15 protein-coding genes are annotated in these 16442 nt (G+C 59.9%); 7 read left to right on the top strand and 8 right to left on the bottom strand.

Annotated features, from left to right (window positions below; all coding sequences use genetic code 11):
• Positions 1-4 precede the first annotated feature (4 nt).
• The 5 genes from HBN61_RS14810 to exaC form a co-directional block, all read right to left on the bottom strand.
• Positions 5-652 carry a DedA family protein gene (locus HBN61_RS14810; RefSeq protein WP_094992147.1) on the bottom strand — a complete coding sequence of 216 codons (648 nt, stop codon included), beginning with the start codon at positions 650-652 and terminating at the stop codon, positions 5-7.
• Between the two features lie 257 nt (positions 653-909).
• Positions 910-1719 carry an ethanolamine ammonia-lyase subunit EutC gene (gene eutC / locus HBN61_RS14805; protein ID WP_169963951.1) on the bottom strand — a complete coding sequence of 270 codons (810 nt, stop codon included), beginning with the start codon at positions 1717-1719 and terminating at the stop codon, positions 910-912.
• 2 nt (positions 1720-1721) lie between these two features.
• On the bottom strand, positions 1722-3122 hold the full coding sequence (locus tag HBN61_RS14800; protein WP_094992149.1) for an ethanolamine ammonia-lyase subunit EutB: 1401 nt from the start codon (positions 3120-3122) through the stop codon (positions 1722-1724).
• Positions 3123-3174: 52 nt separating this feature from the next.
• Entirely contained in the window at positions 3175-4623 is a 1449-nt protein-coding gene (eat, locus tag HBN61_RS14795; protein ID WP_094992231.1) for an ethanolamine permease, read from the bottom strand.
• Between the two features lie 114 nt (positions 4624-4737).
• A complete protein-coding gene (gene exaC / locus HBN61_RS14790) occupies positions 4738-6258 on the bottom strand; it encodes an acetaldehyde dehydrogenase ExaC (RefSeq protein WP_094992150.1) in 1521 nt (506 codons plus the stop codon).
• Positions 6259-6604: 346 nt separating this feature from the next.
• On the opposite strand from exaC, the gene HBN61_RS14785 reads away from it, so the two are divergent.
• The 4 genes from HBN61_RS14785 (at position 6605) to HBN61_RS14770 (ending at position 10826) form a co-directional block, all read left to right on the top strand.
• On the top strand, positions 6605-8491 hold the full coding sequence (locus HBN61_RS14785) for a sigma-54-dependent Fis family transcriptional regulator (RefSeq protein WP_170047030.1): 1887 nt from the start codon (positions 6605-6607) through the stop codon (positions 8489-8491).
• A gap of 79 nt (positions 8492-8570) precedes the next feature.
• A complete protein-coding gene (mpl, locus tag HBN61_RS14780; protein WP_094992152.1) occupies positions 8571-9917 on the top strand; it encodes a UDP-N-acetylmuramate:L-alanyl-gamma-D-glutamyl-meso-diaminopimelate ligase in 1347 nt (448 codons plus the stop codon).
• On the top strand, positions 9917-10546 hold the full coding sequence (gene ubiX, locus HBN61_RS14775; RefSeq protein ID WP_047273487.1) for a flavin prenyltransferase UbiX: 630 nt from the start codon (positions 9917-9919) through the stop codon (positions 10544-10546). Before mpl ends, ubiX begins: the two co-directional genes overlap by 1 nt.
• The gene (locus HBN61_RS14770) at positions 10539-10826 is read left to right on the top strand and encodes a YceK/YidQ family lipoprotein (RefSeq protein WP_170047029.1); all 288 of its coding nucleotides are present in this window, start codon (positions 10539-10541) and stop codon (positions 10824-10826) included. The genes ubiX and HBN61_RS14770 overlap by 8 nt, the downstream gene beginning before the upstream one ends.
• Before the next feature lie 4 nt (positions 10827-10830).
• Here the strand turns inward: HBN61_RS14770 and HBN61_RS14765 are convergent, their stop codons facing one another.
• Together HBN61_RS14765 and HBN61_RS14760 are read right to left on the bottom strand one after the other, a co-directional pair.
• Positions 10831-11472 (bottom strand): oxidoreductase, encoded by a 642-nt coding sequence (locus HBN61_RS14765; RefSeq protein ID WP_047273489.1) that lies wholly within the window; start codon positions 11470-11472, stop codon positions 10831-10833.
• A 61-nt stretch (positions 11473-11533) separates the two neighbouring features.
• Positions 11534-13216, bottom strand: coding sequence for a C13 family peptidase (locus HBN61_RS14760; RefSeq protein ID WP_170047028.1), 1683 nt, complete (start codon positions 13214-13216; stop codon positions 11534-11536).
• Between the two features lie 170 nt (positions 13217-13386).
• Here HBN61_RS14760 and HBN61_RS14755 point away from each other — a divergent pair, with 170 nt between their 5' ends.
• Genes HBN61_RS14755 through HBN61_RS14745 form a run of 3 tightly spaced genes read left to right on the top strand, consistent with a single transcriptional unit; the run spans position 13387 to position 15075 of the window.
• Complete coding sequence (locus HBN61_RS14755) at positions 13387-13749, top strand: CidA/LrgA family protein (RefSeq protein WP_094992156.1); 363 nt, start codon at positions 13387-13389, stop codon at positions 13747-13749.
• Positions 13746-14462, top strand: a complete 717-nt coding sequence (locus HBN61_RS14750; RefSeq protein WP_170047027.1) for an LrgB family protein — start codon at positions 13746-13748, stop codon at positions 14460-14462. The genes HBN61_RS14755 and HBN61_RS14750 overlap by 4 nt, the downstream gene beginning before the upstream one ends.
• Before the next feature lie 10 nt (positions 14463-14472).
• Positions 14473-15075 carry an LON peptidase substrate-binding domain-containing protein gene (locus HBN61_RS14745; protein ID WP_170047026.1) on the top strand — a complete coding sequence of 201 codons (603 nt, stop codon included), beginning with the start codon at positions 14473-14475 and terminating at the stop codon, positions 15073-15075.
• Positions 15076-15097: 22 nt separating this feature from the next.
• Here the strand turns inward: HBN61_RS14745 and HBN61_RS14740 are convergent, their stop codons facing one another.
• Positions 15098-16414, bottom strand: a complete 1317-nt coding sequence (locus HBN61_RS14740; protein ID WP_170047025.1) for a bifunctional DedA family/phosphatase PAP2 family protein — start codon at positions 16412-16414, stop codon at positions 15098-15100.
• Between the last annotated feature and the right edge of the window lie 28 nt (positions 16415-16442).

The raw sequence follows: 16442 nt of genomic DNA, 5'->3' as shown, positions 1-16442 counted from the left end.
TCGATCAGGCTTTAGAAGGGGTGCGCCCCAGACGGCTGCGCACCACACCGACAATCATTGGTACCAGCGACAGCAGGATGATACCCACCACCAGCAGCGACAGGTTTTTCTTGATGAACGGTACATTACCGAAGAAGTAACCCAGCGTGACAAGACCGCCGACCCACAGGATGGTGCCGAATACGCTAAAGCCGAAAAAGCGCGGGTAGGGCATGCGTGCCACACCGGCTACAAAGGGGGCGAAAGTCCGGATGATCGGCAGGAAGCGCGCCATGGTCACGGTTTTACCGCCGTGGCGGTCATAGAAATCATGGGTTTTTTGTAGGTAGTCGCGACGGAAAATCTTGGAGTCCGGATTACTGAACAGCCGTTCGCCCGCCGTTCGCCCGATAACGTAGTTGGTACTGTCACCCAAAATCGCCGCCAGCATCAGCAAACCGCCGAGCAGCACCGGGTCCATGCCACCGCCCGCTGCCACAGCGCCTGCGATAAACAGCAACGAGTCGCCTGGCAAGAACGGCATGACCACCAGCCCGGTTTCGCAAAAAATCACCAGAAACAGGATGGCGTAAATCCACACGCCGTAATCTCTTACCAGCATGTCCAGGTACACATCGAGGTGCAGGATGATGTCGATCGGGTTGAAATCCATGTAAAGCACCTGTGTTGATGACCCGGCTCAGCAGGTCTGTGCGGGGAAAAAGGTAATGAACTACAGGGGGTGTAGTTTTTTCGTACATTTTGAACCGGACGGATTATACGGATTGAAGCAAATTCTGCTTCTAGAGTTTGTAGCGAAGCGTGTATTACGGTCAGAACGATAGAGAGAACCCGCAGCGGCTGTCGATTGCAGGCCTGCGCTGCTTAAGAGCAGCCGCAGGTCAACAGAATAGCGACTAGCCGCTGTATTTATTGGCCACTCAGTAAGAAATTATCGCGGGACGTGTCCGTTTCCAGTGTCTGAATCTGAGCTTCGTCCTTGAGGTTTACACCCGACAACTGCCGACGGCAGGCTTCACGCATCAGATACGCCAGCCGATGAGCGGCCATGCCATAACTAAGCCCTTCCAGTCGTACGTTGGAAATACAGTTGCGGTAGGCGTCAGTCAGCCCGACCTTGGGCGCATAAGTGAAATACAGCCCGAGACTGTCCGGGGAGCTGAGCCCGGGCCGCTCGCCAATCAGCATCACCACCATTTTTGCCCCGAGCCGTTCGCCGACTTCATCCGCCACCGCCACCCGGCCTTGTTCGATCAGCACCACAGGTGACATCGACCAGCCATCGCTGACGATGTGCTCTTCCATGCGCGCCAGAAAGGGCAAGGTGTGCCGGTGAACCGCCAGCGCGGATAGGCCATCGGCTACCACCACGGCCACGTCGACTCCGCCGGGGTTGGTGTGCGCGTAATCGCTTAAACGCTGCGCCGAGGCCTCGTCCAGTCTGCGGCCAAGGTCAGGGCGTTGCAGGTAGGTGTGGCGATCGGCCGCCGCGCTGTGCAGCAACAAACTGTCACGGCCGCGCTCGCTCAGTTGAGCGCTCAAGCTCGCATGATCGAATGGCAAATGCACGGCATCGCGCGCCTGGGCGTGGGCAAACTGGAAATCCAGCTGCGCATGGGTCGGCAGGCTGGTGCCGGTGCGGCCCAGTGCAATGCGTGCGGGGGTCAGGCTGCGCAGCGCCCGCCACGGATTTGTGTTGTCGTGTGGGGTAGTGGCCATGGTCAATGACCTCCCAAATGGGCCAGCGCCTGACGAAATGCCGGCGGCAGTTGGTGACCGAATTCGATGCGGCCATCGCGCTGGGTGAAAATGCCGATCTTGCTCAGCCATTGTTCGAACTCGGGTGCAGGCTTGAGCCCGAGTGTCTTGCGCGCATACAGCGCGTCATGGAACGAGGTGGTCTGGTAATTGAGCATGATGTCGTCCGACCCCGGAATGCCCATGATGAAGTTGATCCCGGCCACGCCGAGCAACGTCAGCAGGGTGTCCATGTCGTCCTGATCCGCTTCGGCGTGGTTGGTGTAGCAGATGTCGCAGCCCATCGGCACCCCGAGCAGCTTGCCGCAGAAATGGTCCTCAAGCCCGGCGCGGATAATCTGCTTGCCGTTGTACAGGTACTCGGGGCCGATGAAACCGACCACGGTGTTGACCAGAAACGGTTTGAAATGCCGCGCCACGGCATAGGCGCGGGTTTCGCAGGTTTGTTGATCGACGCCAAAGTGCGCGTTGGCCGACAGCGCGCTGCCTTGACCTGTTTCGAAATACATCAAGTTGTTGCCCAACGTGCCGCGATTGAGGCTCAAACCGGCGTCATAGCCTTCTTGCAGGACATTTAAGTTGATGCCGAAACTGGCATTCGCCGCTTCGGTGCCAGCAATGGACTGAAACACCAGATCCAGCGGCACGCCGCGGTTGATCGCTTCAATGGAGGTGGTGACGTGGGTCAGCACGCAGGATTGAGTGGGGATTTCGTAACGTTGAATGATCGCGTCCAGCATCTTCAGCAGGTCGCAGATCGAGGCAATGCTGTCGGTGGCCGGGTTGATGCCAATCATGGCATCGCCATTGCCGTAGAGCAGGCCATCGAGAATGCTGGCGGCGATCCCGGCCGGGTCATCGGTGGGGTGGTTGGGTTGCAGGCGCGTTGACAGGCGGCCGTGCAGGCCCAGCGTGCCGCGAAACCGGGTGATGACGCGGATCTTCTGCGCCACCAGAATCAGGTCCTGAACGCGCATGACCTTCGACACGGCCGCGGCCATTTCCGGCGTCAGCCCCGGCGCAAGGGCACGCAAGCTGTGTTCATCGGCTGCGTCGCTGAGCAGCCAGTCACGGAACCCGCCGACGGTCAGGTGGCTGACCACGCTGAAAGCCCGGGCGTCGTGGCTGTCGATAATCAGTCGCGTAACCTCATCGGTCTCGTAAGGAATCAGCGCTTCGTGCAGGAAATGCGTGAGCGGGATGTCGGCCAGTGCCATTTGTGCCGCAACCCGCTCGCCGTCGTTTTGCGCGGCCACACCCGCCAGAAAATCGCCGGAGCGTGCCGGGCTGGCCTTGGCCATCACCTCTTTGAGGCTGTCAAAGCGGTAAGTCTGCGTGCCTACCGCATGGGAAAACGTTGCCATACAGGGTGCTCCTTGACGCCAGACGCGAGGCGTCTGGCGGGATGCTCAGCGATCAGTGCAAGGTTTCTTCGGCTTTCTGGATCGCCGCGAATTCCTCTTCAGGTGTGCCGGCGACCAAGTGATGCCGACTGTAGAACGCAAAGTAGGCAATTAATACGCCATAGATCACGGCAGCACCAATCACCACGCGTGGGTCGACCAGGAAACCGGCGACTACCGCCACGCATGCCAATACCAGCGCGACGCCGGAGGTGAAAATGCCCCCCGGTGTGCGGTACGGACGCTCCATTTTGGGGCGACGAATGCGCAGGGTGATGTGGGCGGCCATCATCAGCACGTAAGAAATGGTCGCGCCAAACACAGCCACCAGAATCAGCAGGTCGCCTTGTCCGGTCAGTGACAGGCCAAAGCCGATGATGCCGGGGATGATCAGGGCCAGAACCGGCGCCTTGCTTTTGTTGGTCTCGGACAGTTTGCGTGGCAGATAACCTGCACGGGACAGGGCGAAGATCTGACGCGAATAGGCGTAAATGATCGAGAAGAAGCTGGCGATCAAACCGGCCAGGCCGACCAGATTGACGAAACCGCCCATCCAGGTGGAGCCGCCATAGGCTTTGCTCAAGGCTTCTACCAGCGGGTTGCCCGAGGCCATCAAATGATGCGCCCCGGCGCCGCCCGGCCCGATGACCAGAATCATCAACGCGAATGTCACCAGCACCAGCATGGCGCCGATCAAGCCGCGCGGCAGGTCGCGTTTCGGGTTCTTGGTTTCTTCGGCGGCCAGCGGCACGCCCTCAACGGCGAGGAAAAACCAGATCGCGTAAGGGATGGCTGCCCACACGCCCACATAACCGAAGGGCAGAAACGGGCTGGCGCCCTTGGCCTCGGTCACCGGGATGTCCAGCAGGTTGGCGACGCTGAAGTGCGGCACCATCGACACCAGAAACACCCCCAGCGCAATGGCGGCCACGGCGGTGATGATGAACATCAACTTGAGCGCTTCACCGACCCCAAAAATGTGGATGCCGATGAAGATGATGTAAAACGCCAGATAGATCATCCAGCCGCCAATCCCGAACAGCGACTCGCAGTAAGCGCCGATAAACACGGCAATGGCGGCCGGGGCGATGGCGTACTCGATGAGGATCGCCGTGCCGGTCAGGAATCCGCCCCATGGGCCGAAGGCGCTGCGGGCAAAGCCATAGCCGCCGCCTGCCGTAGGGATCATTGACGACAACTCGGCCAGCGAGAAACACATGCACAGGTACATGGTGGCCATCAGCAATGTGGCGAGGAACATACCGCCCCAGCCGCCTTGGGCCAGGCCGAAGTTCCAGCCGGCATAGTCGCCGGAAATCACATACGCCACGCCCAGCCCTACCAGCAGGACCCAGCCGGCGGCGCCTTTTTTCAGTTCGCGTTGTTGAAAGTAATCGGAGCCGACTTTTTCAAAGTCGACCGAAGAGGGAGCCGCTGCGGCGGCGATTGGTTCGCTAGGCATGTGCATTCACCTGTTCTTTTATAGTTTGGAAAATTTGACAGGGTGTGAAGCAAGAGAAGGGCCAACCCGGATGTCTGCAGGAGCGAAGCTGGCTCGCTCCTGCAGACCAGGCCGTTAGAAGAAGCCCAGCGGGTTGATGTCGTAACTCACCAGCAGGTTTTTGGTCTGCTGATAATGGTCGAGCATCATTTTGTGGGTTTCACGGCCGACGCCGGACTTTTTGTACCCGCCGAACGCGGCGTGCGCCGGGTAGAGGTGATAGCAGTTGGTCCACACACGACCTGCCTTGATCGCACGGCCCATGCGATAGGCGCGGTTGATGTCGCGGGTCCACAGGCCAGCACCCAGTCCGAACTCGGTGTCGTTGGCGATGGCCAGCGCTTCGGCTTCGTCTTTGAAGGTGGTGATGCTGACCACCGGGCCAAAGATTTCTTCCTGGAACACGCGCATTTTGTTGGTGCCCTTGAGCAGGGTCGGCTGGATGTAATAGCCGGTTGCCAGGTCACCTTCGAGTTTGGCCACGGCGCCACCGGTCAGCAGCTCGGCGCCTTCGTTTTTGGCAATTTCAAGGTAAGACAGGATCTTGTCGAACTGCTGCTCGGACGCTTGTGCGCCGACCATGGTGTCTGTGTCCAACGGATCGCCGCGCTTGATCGACTCGACCTTCTTCATCACCACTTTCATGAACTCGTCGTAGATCGACTCTTGCACCAGCGCGCGCGAAGGGCAGGTGCAGACTTCGCCTTGGTTGAAGAACGCCAGCACCAAGCCTTCAGCGGCCTTCTCGATGAAAGACGGTTCAGCCTGCATGATGTCTTCGAAGAAAATATTCGGCGACTTGCCACCCAGTTCTACGGTGGAAGGAATGATGTTTTCAGCGGCACATTTCATGATGTGCGCGCCCACAGGCGTCGAACCGGTGAAAGCAATTTTGGCAATCCGCTTGCTGGTGGCCAGGGCTTCGCCTGCTTCCTTGCCGAAACCTTGCACCACGTTCAGCACACCCGGCGGCAGCAGGTCACCGATCAGTTCCATCAGCACACTGATGCTCAGCGGCGTTTGTTCGGCAGGCTTGAGCACGATGCAGTTACCGGCTGCCAGCGCGGGGGCGAGTTTCCAGGCGGCCATCAGCAGCGGGAAGTTCCACGGGATGATCTGCCCGACCACGCCGAGCGGTTCGTGAATGTGATAAGCCACGGTGTTGCCGTCAATCTCGGCAGCGCTGCCTTCCTGGGCGCGGATGCACCCGGCGTAGTAACGGAAGTGGTCGGCCGCCAACGGTACATCGGCGTTCAGGGTTTCGCGCACGGCTTTGCCGTTGTCCCAGGTTTCGGTGACGGCCAGCAGCTCAAGGTTTTGTTCGATACGGTCAGCGATTTTCAGCAGCACCAGCGAGCGCGCCTGCACCGACGTCGCGCCCCAGGCATCCGCAGCGGCATGAGCGGCGTCGAGTGCTTTCTCGATGTCTTCAGCTGTCGAGCGCGGGAACTGGGCGATGGGTTTGCCGTTCACCGGTGAGGTATTGGTGAAATATTGACCGTTGACGGGAGCCACGAATTCGCCGCCGATGTAGTTACCGTATTGGCTCTTGAACGAGACGATCGAGCCTTCAGTACCGGGTTGTGCGTAACGCATGGTGAGTGTCTCCTGGCTTTATTGTGCTTATGGGAGGACGCGCTGTGGCGCTGCCCTAAGCCGGAGCAAAGGCCGGGCCAAATTGTTTCGAATGCTCTAAAACGGGGCTTTGAGCAGAGTTTGAGCGTTCTCTTGCACCTGGGCTGTGACATGGCTGGCACAGTCGGGGGTGACACTCTGTACCAAAAACGGTACAGCGGCTGACCGGCCAGTCAGATGGCGATTGCAATGCATACGGCGCAAGAGGATGCTGGGGGCTCGGTTTGGACTGGTTCTTGGGCGCATCTCCCGGGGCATTTGCCCTGCACACGCCGAGACCGCCGAGACAGAGCGGAGAATAATAAAAATGCACAGTGCAGATATCAGTCGGCACGCCCGACAAGTCATCGACGTCACTCAGGGCCGTCCTCAAGGATGCGACCCGTCGATTGTTCGCTCCTGGCAACGCTGCCTGGAGGATTACCACCTCGATCCCGCTCAAACTGTCGCCCCGACGGTGCTTGAACACGGTCGCATTCTGGAAGGGCGCGAGCGTTTGCAGCAGGTGTTGCACATTGCCAGTCATGAAATGAACAGCTTGCATCAACAGTTATCGGGTGCCGGTCATGCGGTATTACTGACCGATGCCCGGGGCGTGATCCTGAACTGCGTGACCGCGCCCACGGAGCGCACAGTGTTTGAGCGGGCCGGGCTGTGGCTGGGGGCAGACTGGAGTGAGGCCCGCGAAGGTACCAATGGCATTGGCACTTGTCTGGTTGAGCGACAAGCGCTGACCATTCATCAGGATGAGCACTTTCGCGGTCGCCACACCGGACTCACGTGTTCGGCCAGCCCGGTGTTTGACCCGCAGGGTGACTTGCTGGCCGTGCTGGACGTGTCTTCGGCCCGCCACGACGTGTCGCGCCAAAGCCAGTTCCACACCATGGCGCTGGTCAACCTGTCGGCAAAAATCATCGAAAGCAGCTATTTCTTGCGTCACTTCGAAGACCAGTGGCTGTTGCGCTTTCACCTGCAAGCACAATCGGTGGGGCTATTTAGCGAAGGCATGCTGGCGTTCGATGGCGAGGGCGTGATTGCTGCGGTCAACCAGAGTGCCTTGAACCTGCTGGGGCATGTGCGCGGCGGGCTGATCGGGCAAACCGTCGATCAGGTATTTGATTGCCCGCGCGATGAGCTTTTCGCCCGCGCCAGCCCGCAGGCCAGCGCCAGTTGGCCGCTGCGCACCCGTGATGGTCGCGTTTTATTTGCGGCATTGCGCGGCCAGGCCCGCAGTCAACCCACGCCGGTCAGCGTTCAACCAGACCCAGCGCCTGCGCGCCTGAGTGGGATCTGCTTGGGCGACGATGCGTTGCAAACTGATTTTCGCCGCGCGTTGCGGGTCTTCGAGCGCGACGTGCCGCTGTTGGTCAATGGCGAGACCGGCTCGGGTAAAGAGGCCTTTGCCAAGGCGGTGCATCAGGCGAGTCTGCGCACGGACCAGCCTTTTGTGGCGCTCAACTGCGCTGCGATTCCCGAAAGCCTGATTGAGAGTGAATTATTCGGCTATCGCGGCGGCAGTTTTACCGGTGCGCGCAAAGAGGGCATGCAAGGCAAGTTGCAACAGGCAGATGGCGGAACCTTGTTTCTCGATGAAATCGGTGACATGCCACTGGCCATGCAGACCCGTTTGCTGCGCGTACTGGAGGACCGACTGGTGGTGCCGATTGGTGGCGAGCCGCAGGCTGTGAACGTGCGCATCATCAGTGCCACCCACCGCAACTTGCTCGAGCGCGTGGAGCAGGGCAGTTTTCGCGAAGACTTGTATTACCGACTCAACGGACTGGAAATCGCTTTGCCCGCCTTGCGTGATCGCAGCGACAAGTGCCAGTTGCTGGATTTTCTGCTGGCCGAGGAGGCGGGGCAGGAGCGGTTGGTGATTGACCCGCAGGCACGTCAGGCGCTGCTTGATTTCAACTGGCCGGGCAACGTACGACAAATGCGTACGGTGTTGCGTATCTTGGCGGCCTTATGTGAAGACGGGCGCATCAGGTTGCAGGACTTGCCAGCCACTATGCGTCAAACCTCACCCAAAGCCCCTGAAACGCCTGAACACCCGCTCGATGAAGCCGAGAAAATGGCCTTGTTGATGGCGCTGGAGTTGCATCGCTGGCACATGACACATACCGCGCTGCAACTGGGGGTCAGCCGCAATACGCTGTACAGAAAGCTGCGCAAGCATGGCATTGAGCGTTAAGCCAGGCGCTCATCCTAATCATCAGGTGCGAAAAAAAGTCCCCTACGCTACCCTTCGCCGATGATTTTCGAGGTCGACTATGCACATTCATATTCTTGGTATTTGCGGCACATTCATGGGTTCGCTGGCGGTATTGGCCAAAGAACTGGGCCATCACGTGACAGGTTCCGACGCGAACGTCTATCCGCCGATGAGCACCCAGCTGCAAGCTCAAGGCATTGAATTGACCCAAGGCTACGACCCTGCCCAGTTGGACCCCGCACCTGACGTGGTAGTAATTGGTAACGCGCTGTCACGGGGTAACCCGGCCGTTGAGTACGTCCTGAACAAGGGCCTGCCTTATGTGTCCGGGCCGCAATGGCTGGCCGATCACGTGCTGCAAGGTCGCTGGGTGCTGGCCGTGGCCGGTACGCATGGCAAAACCACCACCAGCAGCATGCTGGCCTGGGTGCTGGAACATGCCGGCATGGCGCCGGGGTTCCTGATCGGCGGCGTGCCGCAAAACTTTGCCGTGTCGGCGCGGTTGGGCGACACGCCGTTTTTCGTGGTTGAGGCGGATGAGTACGACAGCGCCTTCTTCGACAAGCGTTCCAAGTTCGTCCATTACCGTCCGCGTACCGCGATCCTCAACAACCTTGAGTTCGATCACGCTGATATCTTCCCTGATTTACCTGCGATTGAGCGGCAATTTCACCACTTGGTGCGCACTATTCCGAGCGAAGGGCTGGTGATTCACCCGACCACAGAACCTGCGTTGCAGCGTGTGATCGATATGGGGTGCTGGACCCCGGTGCAAACCACGGGTGAGGGTGGCCAATGGCAAGCCCGCCTGTTGAGCGATGACGGCTCGCGCTTTGACGTGCTGTTCGAGGGCGTGGTTCAGGGCACTGTCGAGTGGGACATGACCGGTCAGCACAACGTCGCCAACGCGCTGGCAACACTGGCCGCAGCCCGGCATGTCGGGGTCGTGCCGAGCATGGCAATCGACGGCCTGAGCGCGTTCAAAAGTGTGAAACGCCGAATGGAAAAAGTGGCTGAAGTGAATGGCGTCACGATCTATGACGACTTCGCTCACCACCCGACCGCCATCGCCACCACACTGGACGGGTTGCGCAAGCGTATCGGCGATGCGCCGTTGGTGGCGATCATTGAACCGCGCTCAAACTCCATGAAGCTGGGTGCGCACCGTGATGGCCTGCCGCAGAGTGTGGTTCAGGCCGATCACGTGGTCTGGTACGCGCCGGCCAATCTGGGTTGGGATCTGGCGGCAACGGTTGCATCGAGCCCTGTGTCGACCCGGGTCTGCGATTCGCTGGACGCCATCATCGCGGACGTCAAAACCCGCGTTAAGCCCGGCACCCACGTGGTGATTATGAGTAACGGCGGCTTCGGTGGCCTGCACGGCAAACTGGCGGACGCACTGTGATGAGTGGCCCGGAACGCATTACCCTGGCCGTGACCGGTGCATCGGGCATGCCTTACGCATTGCGCCTGCTCGATTGCCTGGTGCGCGAAGACCGTGAAGTCCATTTCCTGATCTCCAAGGCCGCGCAGTTGGTCATGGCGACCGAAACCGACGTCAATCTTCCACCCAAGCCGCAGGCCATGCAGACGTTCCTGACCGAATACACCGGGGCAGCTGCCGGGCAGATCCGCGTGTATGGCAAGGAAGACTGGATGTCGCCGGTGGCGTCGGGGTCCGGCGCTCCGGCAGCGATGGTGGTGGTGCCCTGTTCCACGGGCACGCTGTCAGCCATTGCCACGGGCGCGTGCAACAATTTGGTCGAGCGGGCGGCAGACGTAACGCTCAAAGAACGTCGCCAGTTGATCCTGGTGCCGCGCGAAGCGCCGTACTCCAGCATTCATCTGGAAAACATGCTCAAGCTGTCGAACATGGGCGCCATCATCTTGCCGGCGTCGCCAGGGTTTTATCATCAGCCGCAGACCATTGATGACCTCGTGGATTTCATGGTTGCGCGCATTCTTAACCTGCTCAATATCCCGCAGGACATGCTCCCGCGTTGGGGCGAGCACCATGTGGGCGGCGATGAGTAAAGCCTTGTTGGGCGTGTTGATGCTCATGCACATCGGCGGTTGCGCCAGCGTTCGCACGCTGGACGCCGCCAAGCCGGGGGCGCCGGTGGTGTATTCGGGTACGCGGCTCGATTGGTATGCGTTGCAAGGCGGGTGCTGTGCGCAAGACCGCTTTGGCGCCCAGCCCCCGCGTTATCCGGGGCTGGACCTGCCTGCCAGCGCCTTGCTGGATACGCTTTTGTTGCCGTTGTCGGTGTTGACCGTGCTGGGCGTCGGGGTTCAGGCCAACGGCGGGCTATAGCGGGTTACTTGCCCAGTTTTCTCAGTTCGTCGGACTCAATCACCCGCACGCCTTGCTGATCTTCAAGCGCCAGTCGCCACAGTGCCCGGGCCAGTTCACAGGCTTCAATGCCGTGGTATTTGCCGGGGATCAATTTTGAAAAAAGACCTGCAATTTTCTCTGCCGGGCGTTCTTCCAGGCGTTCGCCGATGAGCAGAGATGGGCGGGCGATGGTTAACTGAGGCCAGTCCTGCGCTCGCAAGGATTGCTCCATCTCACCTTTGACCCGGTTGTAGAAAATGGATGACTCCGGGTCTGCGCCAATGGCGCTGATGACGATCAAATGCCTGGCGCCCATTTCACGCGCGCGTTTGGCAAAGGCCACGACCATGTCGTGGTCCACGGCGCGAAAGGCTTCTTCGGAACCGGCCTGTTTGATGGTGGTGCCCAGGCAGCAGAACGCGACATCGACCGGGCCGCTGAGTTGGGGCAGAAACACGGCGGGGTCGCCCACCGGGTTTTCCAGGTGCGGATGGTCGGCCAAGGGTTTGCGCGAGGGGGCGAGTACGCGTTCTACCGTCGGTTCGTTAAGCAAACGGTCTAGCAACAGCTCACCGGTCAGGCCGGTGGCACCCGCAAGCAGGATGTGCTGAGGCGTCAGGTACATGCGAAATCTCCCTTGATACATTCAGCTTAGTCACTCTGGGCGTCCATGCTGTTCCATCGGATTAATGCAACGCTTGCCGCGCTTGTTGCTCACGCAGGCGCTGCCAGTGGTTCAGGACGCCTTTCGGTGCCCAGATTTGAGGTGCGGATGCATCGAAATTGTCGGCCTGTTCGCGCTCGGCCACGTATTGCTTGGCCAGTGTGAACGCTTGCTGCAGATCGTCGGTCTGGTTCAGGGCCTGAGCGAACAGGGCGTTGCCGAAGTAGGTGAAGTCGGCTTCTTCCGAGCAGCCAAACGAAACCTTGTCAGCGTCGGAAGCGGTCATGATCAAGGTTTTTTCATCCTTGAGCGCCGGGATGAATCCGCCCGAGTAGCAGGCAGAAATCACAATGATCTTGTCGCGATGCTTCAACGGGGCAAGCGCGGCGGCCAACTCCTCGGCGGGCAGGTCTGCCAGTTCAAGGCGCGGCTGGTCGAGCACCAGTTCGTGATCGTGGGTGCCGTGGCTGGTCAGGTAGATGAACACCAAGTCTTCCGGGCCCGTGCGCTCGGCCAGGGTCTTGGCGGCACGGTGCAGGTTTTCACGGGTGGCCATGGGGCGATCCATCAAGTGGTCGCGATGGTTGACCAGGCTGATGTTGCCGCGGCTGCCGAAACGGCTGGTGAGCATGTCGCTGACGTAATCGGCTTCACGCAGAAAGACGCTTTGCTTGCCGTCGCCGCCCAGCACCAGGCTGTACAGCTCTACCGCCGGGGTGGTGTGTGGAACCGCTTTGAGGGCCTGGTCAAGCAACTTGCCCTGATTGAGCAGGCCCAGTTCAAGCGGGTCCGGCAGCAGCTCGCCTTTTTCGTCGCGCACGCGCAGCCCGTTGATCCAGTAGCCTTTCTCGACCGAGCCGTCGCTCAGCGTCAGGGTGCCATAGCCCTGATACGTGTCATTGGCGAAATCACCGACATAGCGGCTGCCATCGGCCATGTTGAGCTGGCCGGGACCATTGAAGCGCCATTCGTTGAATTGGCCGCGGTAGTGGCTGCCATCAACGCCGATGAACTCGCCTTTGCCGGTCAGCGCGCCGTCCTTGAACTCACCGATCCACACGTCGCCGTCAGCGTTTTCGAAGCGGCCCTTGCCGTTGAGCTGGTTGTCCTTGAACTCGCCTTCGTATTGATCCCCTTCGGCACTATTAAAAATGCCATTGCCTTCGAGCTGGCCATTGACAAAGGTGCCGGTGAATTCGTTGCCGCTGGCATCGCTGCGCTTGCCTTCGCCATGGGGTTTGCCGTGGGCAAACTGGCCCTGATACTCGCTGCCATCCTCCAGTTCCAGGTGGCCGAAGCCGGAAAACTGGTCATCTTTGAAGTCGCCGCGATAGCTCATGCCGCCTTGTTTGAGGGTGCCTTCACCTTCGCGGCGGCCTTGTTTGAAGCCGCCGACGTAGTCGCTGTCGTGGGTGGTCAGGCTGCCTTGTCCGTTGTACAGGCCACCCTCGAATTTGCCGCGGTACACGTCCCCATTGCTGGCGTGCCATTCGCCCTGGCCCTGAAACACCCCATTGCTGAATTCCCCCGCGTACCAATTGCCGTTCGGGTAGTCGATGCGGCCTTGGCCCTGCAACAGACCATTGACCACTTCGCCGCGGTAGCGCCCGCCATCGGGCAGGCGAGCGTCCGGGGGCAACAGCGATTCGCCGTCACCGCAGGCCGTCAGCAGCAACGTCAGAGCAAGGGGTACAAATGGGCGCATGGCAGGATCCGAAAAGTTAGGCCTGCGAGTATGCCGCAGCAATGGAAGCCGCTCTATAGGGCGACATGAAACATCCTGTGATATTCCCGAAGGCCCCTGCCTTTAGCCAAGCCAGGCTGTGGTGAGCGTGCTTATAATGCGGCGCAAAAAAAGATCGCTGGAGATGAGAGATGTTGTTACGCGGCCTGACCTGGCTGGTGCTGTTTCAATTGCTCGGCACTGCCCTCAATCACTTGTTCATCCCTGTGCTGCCCGGCCCGATCATCGGGTTGTTGCTGCTTTTGGTCTTTCTGATCGTGCGCGGTGAAGTCAGCGAGCCCTTGAGTCAGGCGGCCAGCGGTCTGTTGCGCTATCTCCCGTTGCTGCTGGTGCCACCGGCGGTGGGCGTGATGGTTTACGCCAGTGATATTGCTGCCGATTTTTGGGCGATTGTTGGCGCGCTGGTGCTGTCGCTGCTGTTGTCGATGGCGTTCGTGGGTGTGCTGATGCAGCGTTTGCTCAAGCGTCATCAAGCGCCGGAGGAGCGGCCATGACCCTGGAATGGCAAGGCGCATGGCAGGCTGTGATCCATCATCCGCTGTTCGGCATTGGCATTACCCTGGGTGCCTATCAGATGGTGCTGGCGGCTTTTGAGAAAACCCGCTGGATTTTCCTGCAACCGGTATTGGCTTCGATGCTGCTGGTTATCGGTGTGCTGCTCAGTTGTGGCCTGAGCTACGACGAATACCGCAAAAACACCGATATTCTGAGCATCCTGCTGGGGCCGGCCACTGTGGCGCTGGCCGTGCCGCTGTACTTGAACCTGCGAAGAATCCGGCAACTGTTCTGGCCCATCTTTACTACGCTGGTGATTGGGGGGGTGTTTGCCACCGGTCTCGTGGTGGTGTTGGGCTGGTGGTTCGGCACCGAACACATGGTGCTGATGACGCTGGCGCCCAAGTCGGTGACCTCGCCGATTGCTATGCTGGTGGCAGAGCAAATTGGCGGTGTCGCAGCACTGGCGGCGGTGTTTGTGCTGATTACCGGGGTCATTGGCGCGATTGCCGGGCCGGGCTTGCTTAGCCTGCTGCATGTTCACAGCGCTGAAGCGCGGGGCATGGCGCTGGGCATGACGGCTCACGCAGTCGGAACGTCAGTGGCCTTGCAGGAAGGTGAAGAGTGCGGCGCCTTCGCGGCGTTGGCGATGAGTTTAATGGGTGTGGGCACGGCGGTATTTCTACCGTTGGCCGTCAGCCTCATGGTGTAAGGACGTAGACATGACATTGCCGTTGTTTCCTCTCAAGACTGTGCTGTTTCCCGGGTGTGTACTGGATCTGCAAATTTTTGAGGCGCGCTACCTCGACATGATTAGCCGTTGTATGAAGCAGGGGACCGGCTTTGGGGTGGTGTGCATTCTGGAGGGTAGTGAAGTGGGCGATGCCCCCGAAGACATTGCACTCATCGGGTGCGAAGCGCTCATCCGCGATTTTCAACAGCAGGAGAACGGCCTGCTGGGCATACGGGTCGAAGGTGGGCGCCGCTTTGAAATTCTGAGCATGGACCTGCAGCGCGACCAGTTATTACAGGCCGACGTTGAATGGCTGGACGAGATCCCCGAACAACCCCTGGCGGACGAAGACCAAGACTTGCTGGCGCTGCTCAAAGCGTTGGCCGAGCACCCCATGGTGGCGGCGCTGAACATGAACCCTGACGTTGTGGGGCAGCAATCGCTGGCCAATCAACTGGCCTACTTGCTGCCTTTTGCCGAGGAAGACAAGCTTGAACTGCTGCAAGTCGATGACCCGCAGCAGCGTCTGGACGGTATTCAGGTGTTGCTGGACGAAATGCAGGGCGAGTATCAAGGCGAAACCTTGAATTGATCCCCGCCCTGCGTTTCAGCTGTCAATACGCGTAGCGCAGCAGCTCTTTGGACATGTGCGCCAACATAAAAAAGCCATACAACGCCATGCTGGCGGGCAGGATCAGCCACCAGACTTTCTGCGGTAGGGGGCTTAATGGCATGTAGCGTTGACACAGGGCCAGACCGAAGGCATTGACCGTGATTGCCAACAACGCACCGGCCATGATGTCTGTTGGCCAGTGAGCGCCGAGGTACACCCGCGACATGGCGACGGTGATCGCCAGCAGGCATCCCAGCAATACCCACGTGATACGCATACGCTGCGGTTGCTCGCGCCCGGCAAGAATCGCCAACGCCACAAAGAACGCAAACGCGCCCGAGCTGTGGCCGCTGGGCATGCTGTAGCTGGTCAGCGGATCAACCAGTACGTCAGGGCGAACCCGGGCGAAAAACAGCTTGGTGGCGGTATTGGCCAGCGCTGTGAATAACGTCACCCCGCCGAAGAAAAACATCGCGCGCCATTGCCGGGTCAGCAACAGGATGATGCACACCAGTGCCGCCGCCAGAAACTGGGTGCGGAAGTTGCCGATTTGCGTCACCAGCACGGCGGCCATGTCCATGGTGCTGCTGCGATGTTCCTGCACCAGCGCAGAAATGCCCTGATCCAGCGCTGTCATGTACGGGTAGCCAACGAACAACGCTAACAGAAGCGTCAGGCTCAGTGCACCGATCAGCAAGGTGGCCCTGGATTGACGCCGAATGCTGGCGTTGATGCTCAACCCCAACAAGGCCGCCAGCCCGACCGCGACTATCGCCGCTTGTGGCCAGAAGCCGTCAGGCAATGGCAAGCGGATGGCGGCGCCGGTCGCCCAGCCGGGCAGCAGGTACGCCACCGACCAGCCAATGCCGGCCAGCAGGCTGACGCCGATAAACCGCGGGATGGGCATGTCGCACATGCCTGCCACCATCGGCAACATGGGGCGTAGCGGGCCGATGAAGCGCCCCACCAGCAAACTGACGATGCCGTACTTGTGAAAGTAACCTTCGGCGCCGTTCATCCACTCGGGGTGAGTGCGCAGCAGCGGCAGGCGCCGAATATTCTGATGGAAGCGTCTGCCCAGCGCGTATGAGGCAACATCTCCCAGCAAGCCGCCGAGAAAGCCGAGCAATAACGTTTCGCCCAGGGACAAGGCGCCGCTGCCCGCCATAACGGCGATTGCAAACAACAGCACGGTGCCCGGCACAATAATCCCGGCAATGGCCAGGCATTCAACGCACGCCACAATAAATACCGCGAGGCCCAGCCACTGCGGGTTGGCTGTTAGCCAGCCAGTTACGCTATCGAGCCATGGGCCCATGTTTCAATTTCCTTTTGATCGTCGGTTA

Source organism: Pseudomonas sp. WS 5071 (assembly GCF_012985765.1).
Taxonomy (GTDB): Bacteria; Pseudomonadota; Gammaproteobacteria; order Pseudomonadales; family Pseudomonadaceae; genus Aquipseudomonas; species Aquipseudomonas lundensis_A.
The sequence above is the reverse complement of the archived record's forward strand: the minus strand, read 5'-3'. Positions and strand labels throughout refer to the sequence as shown.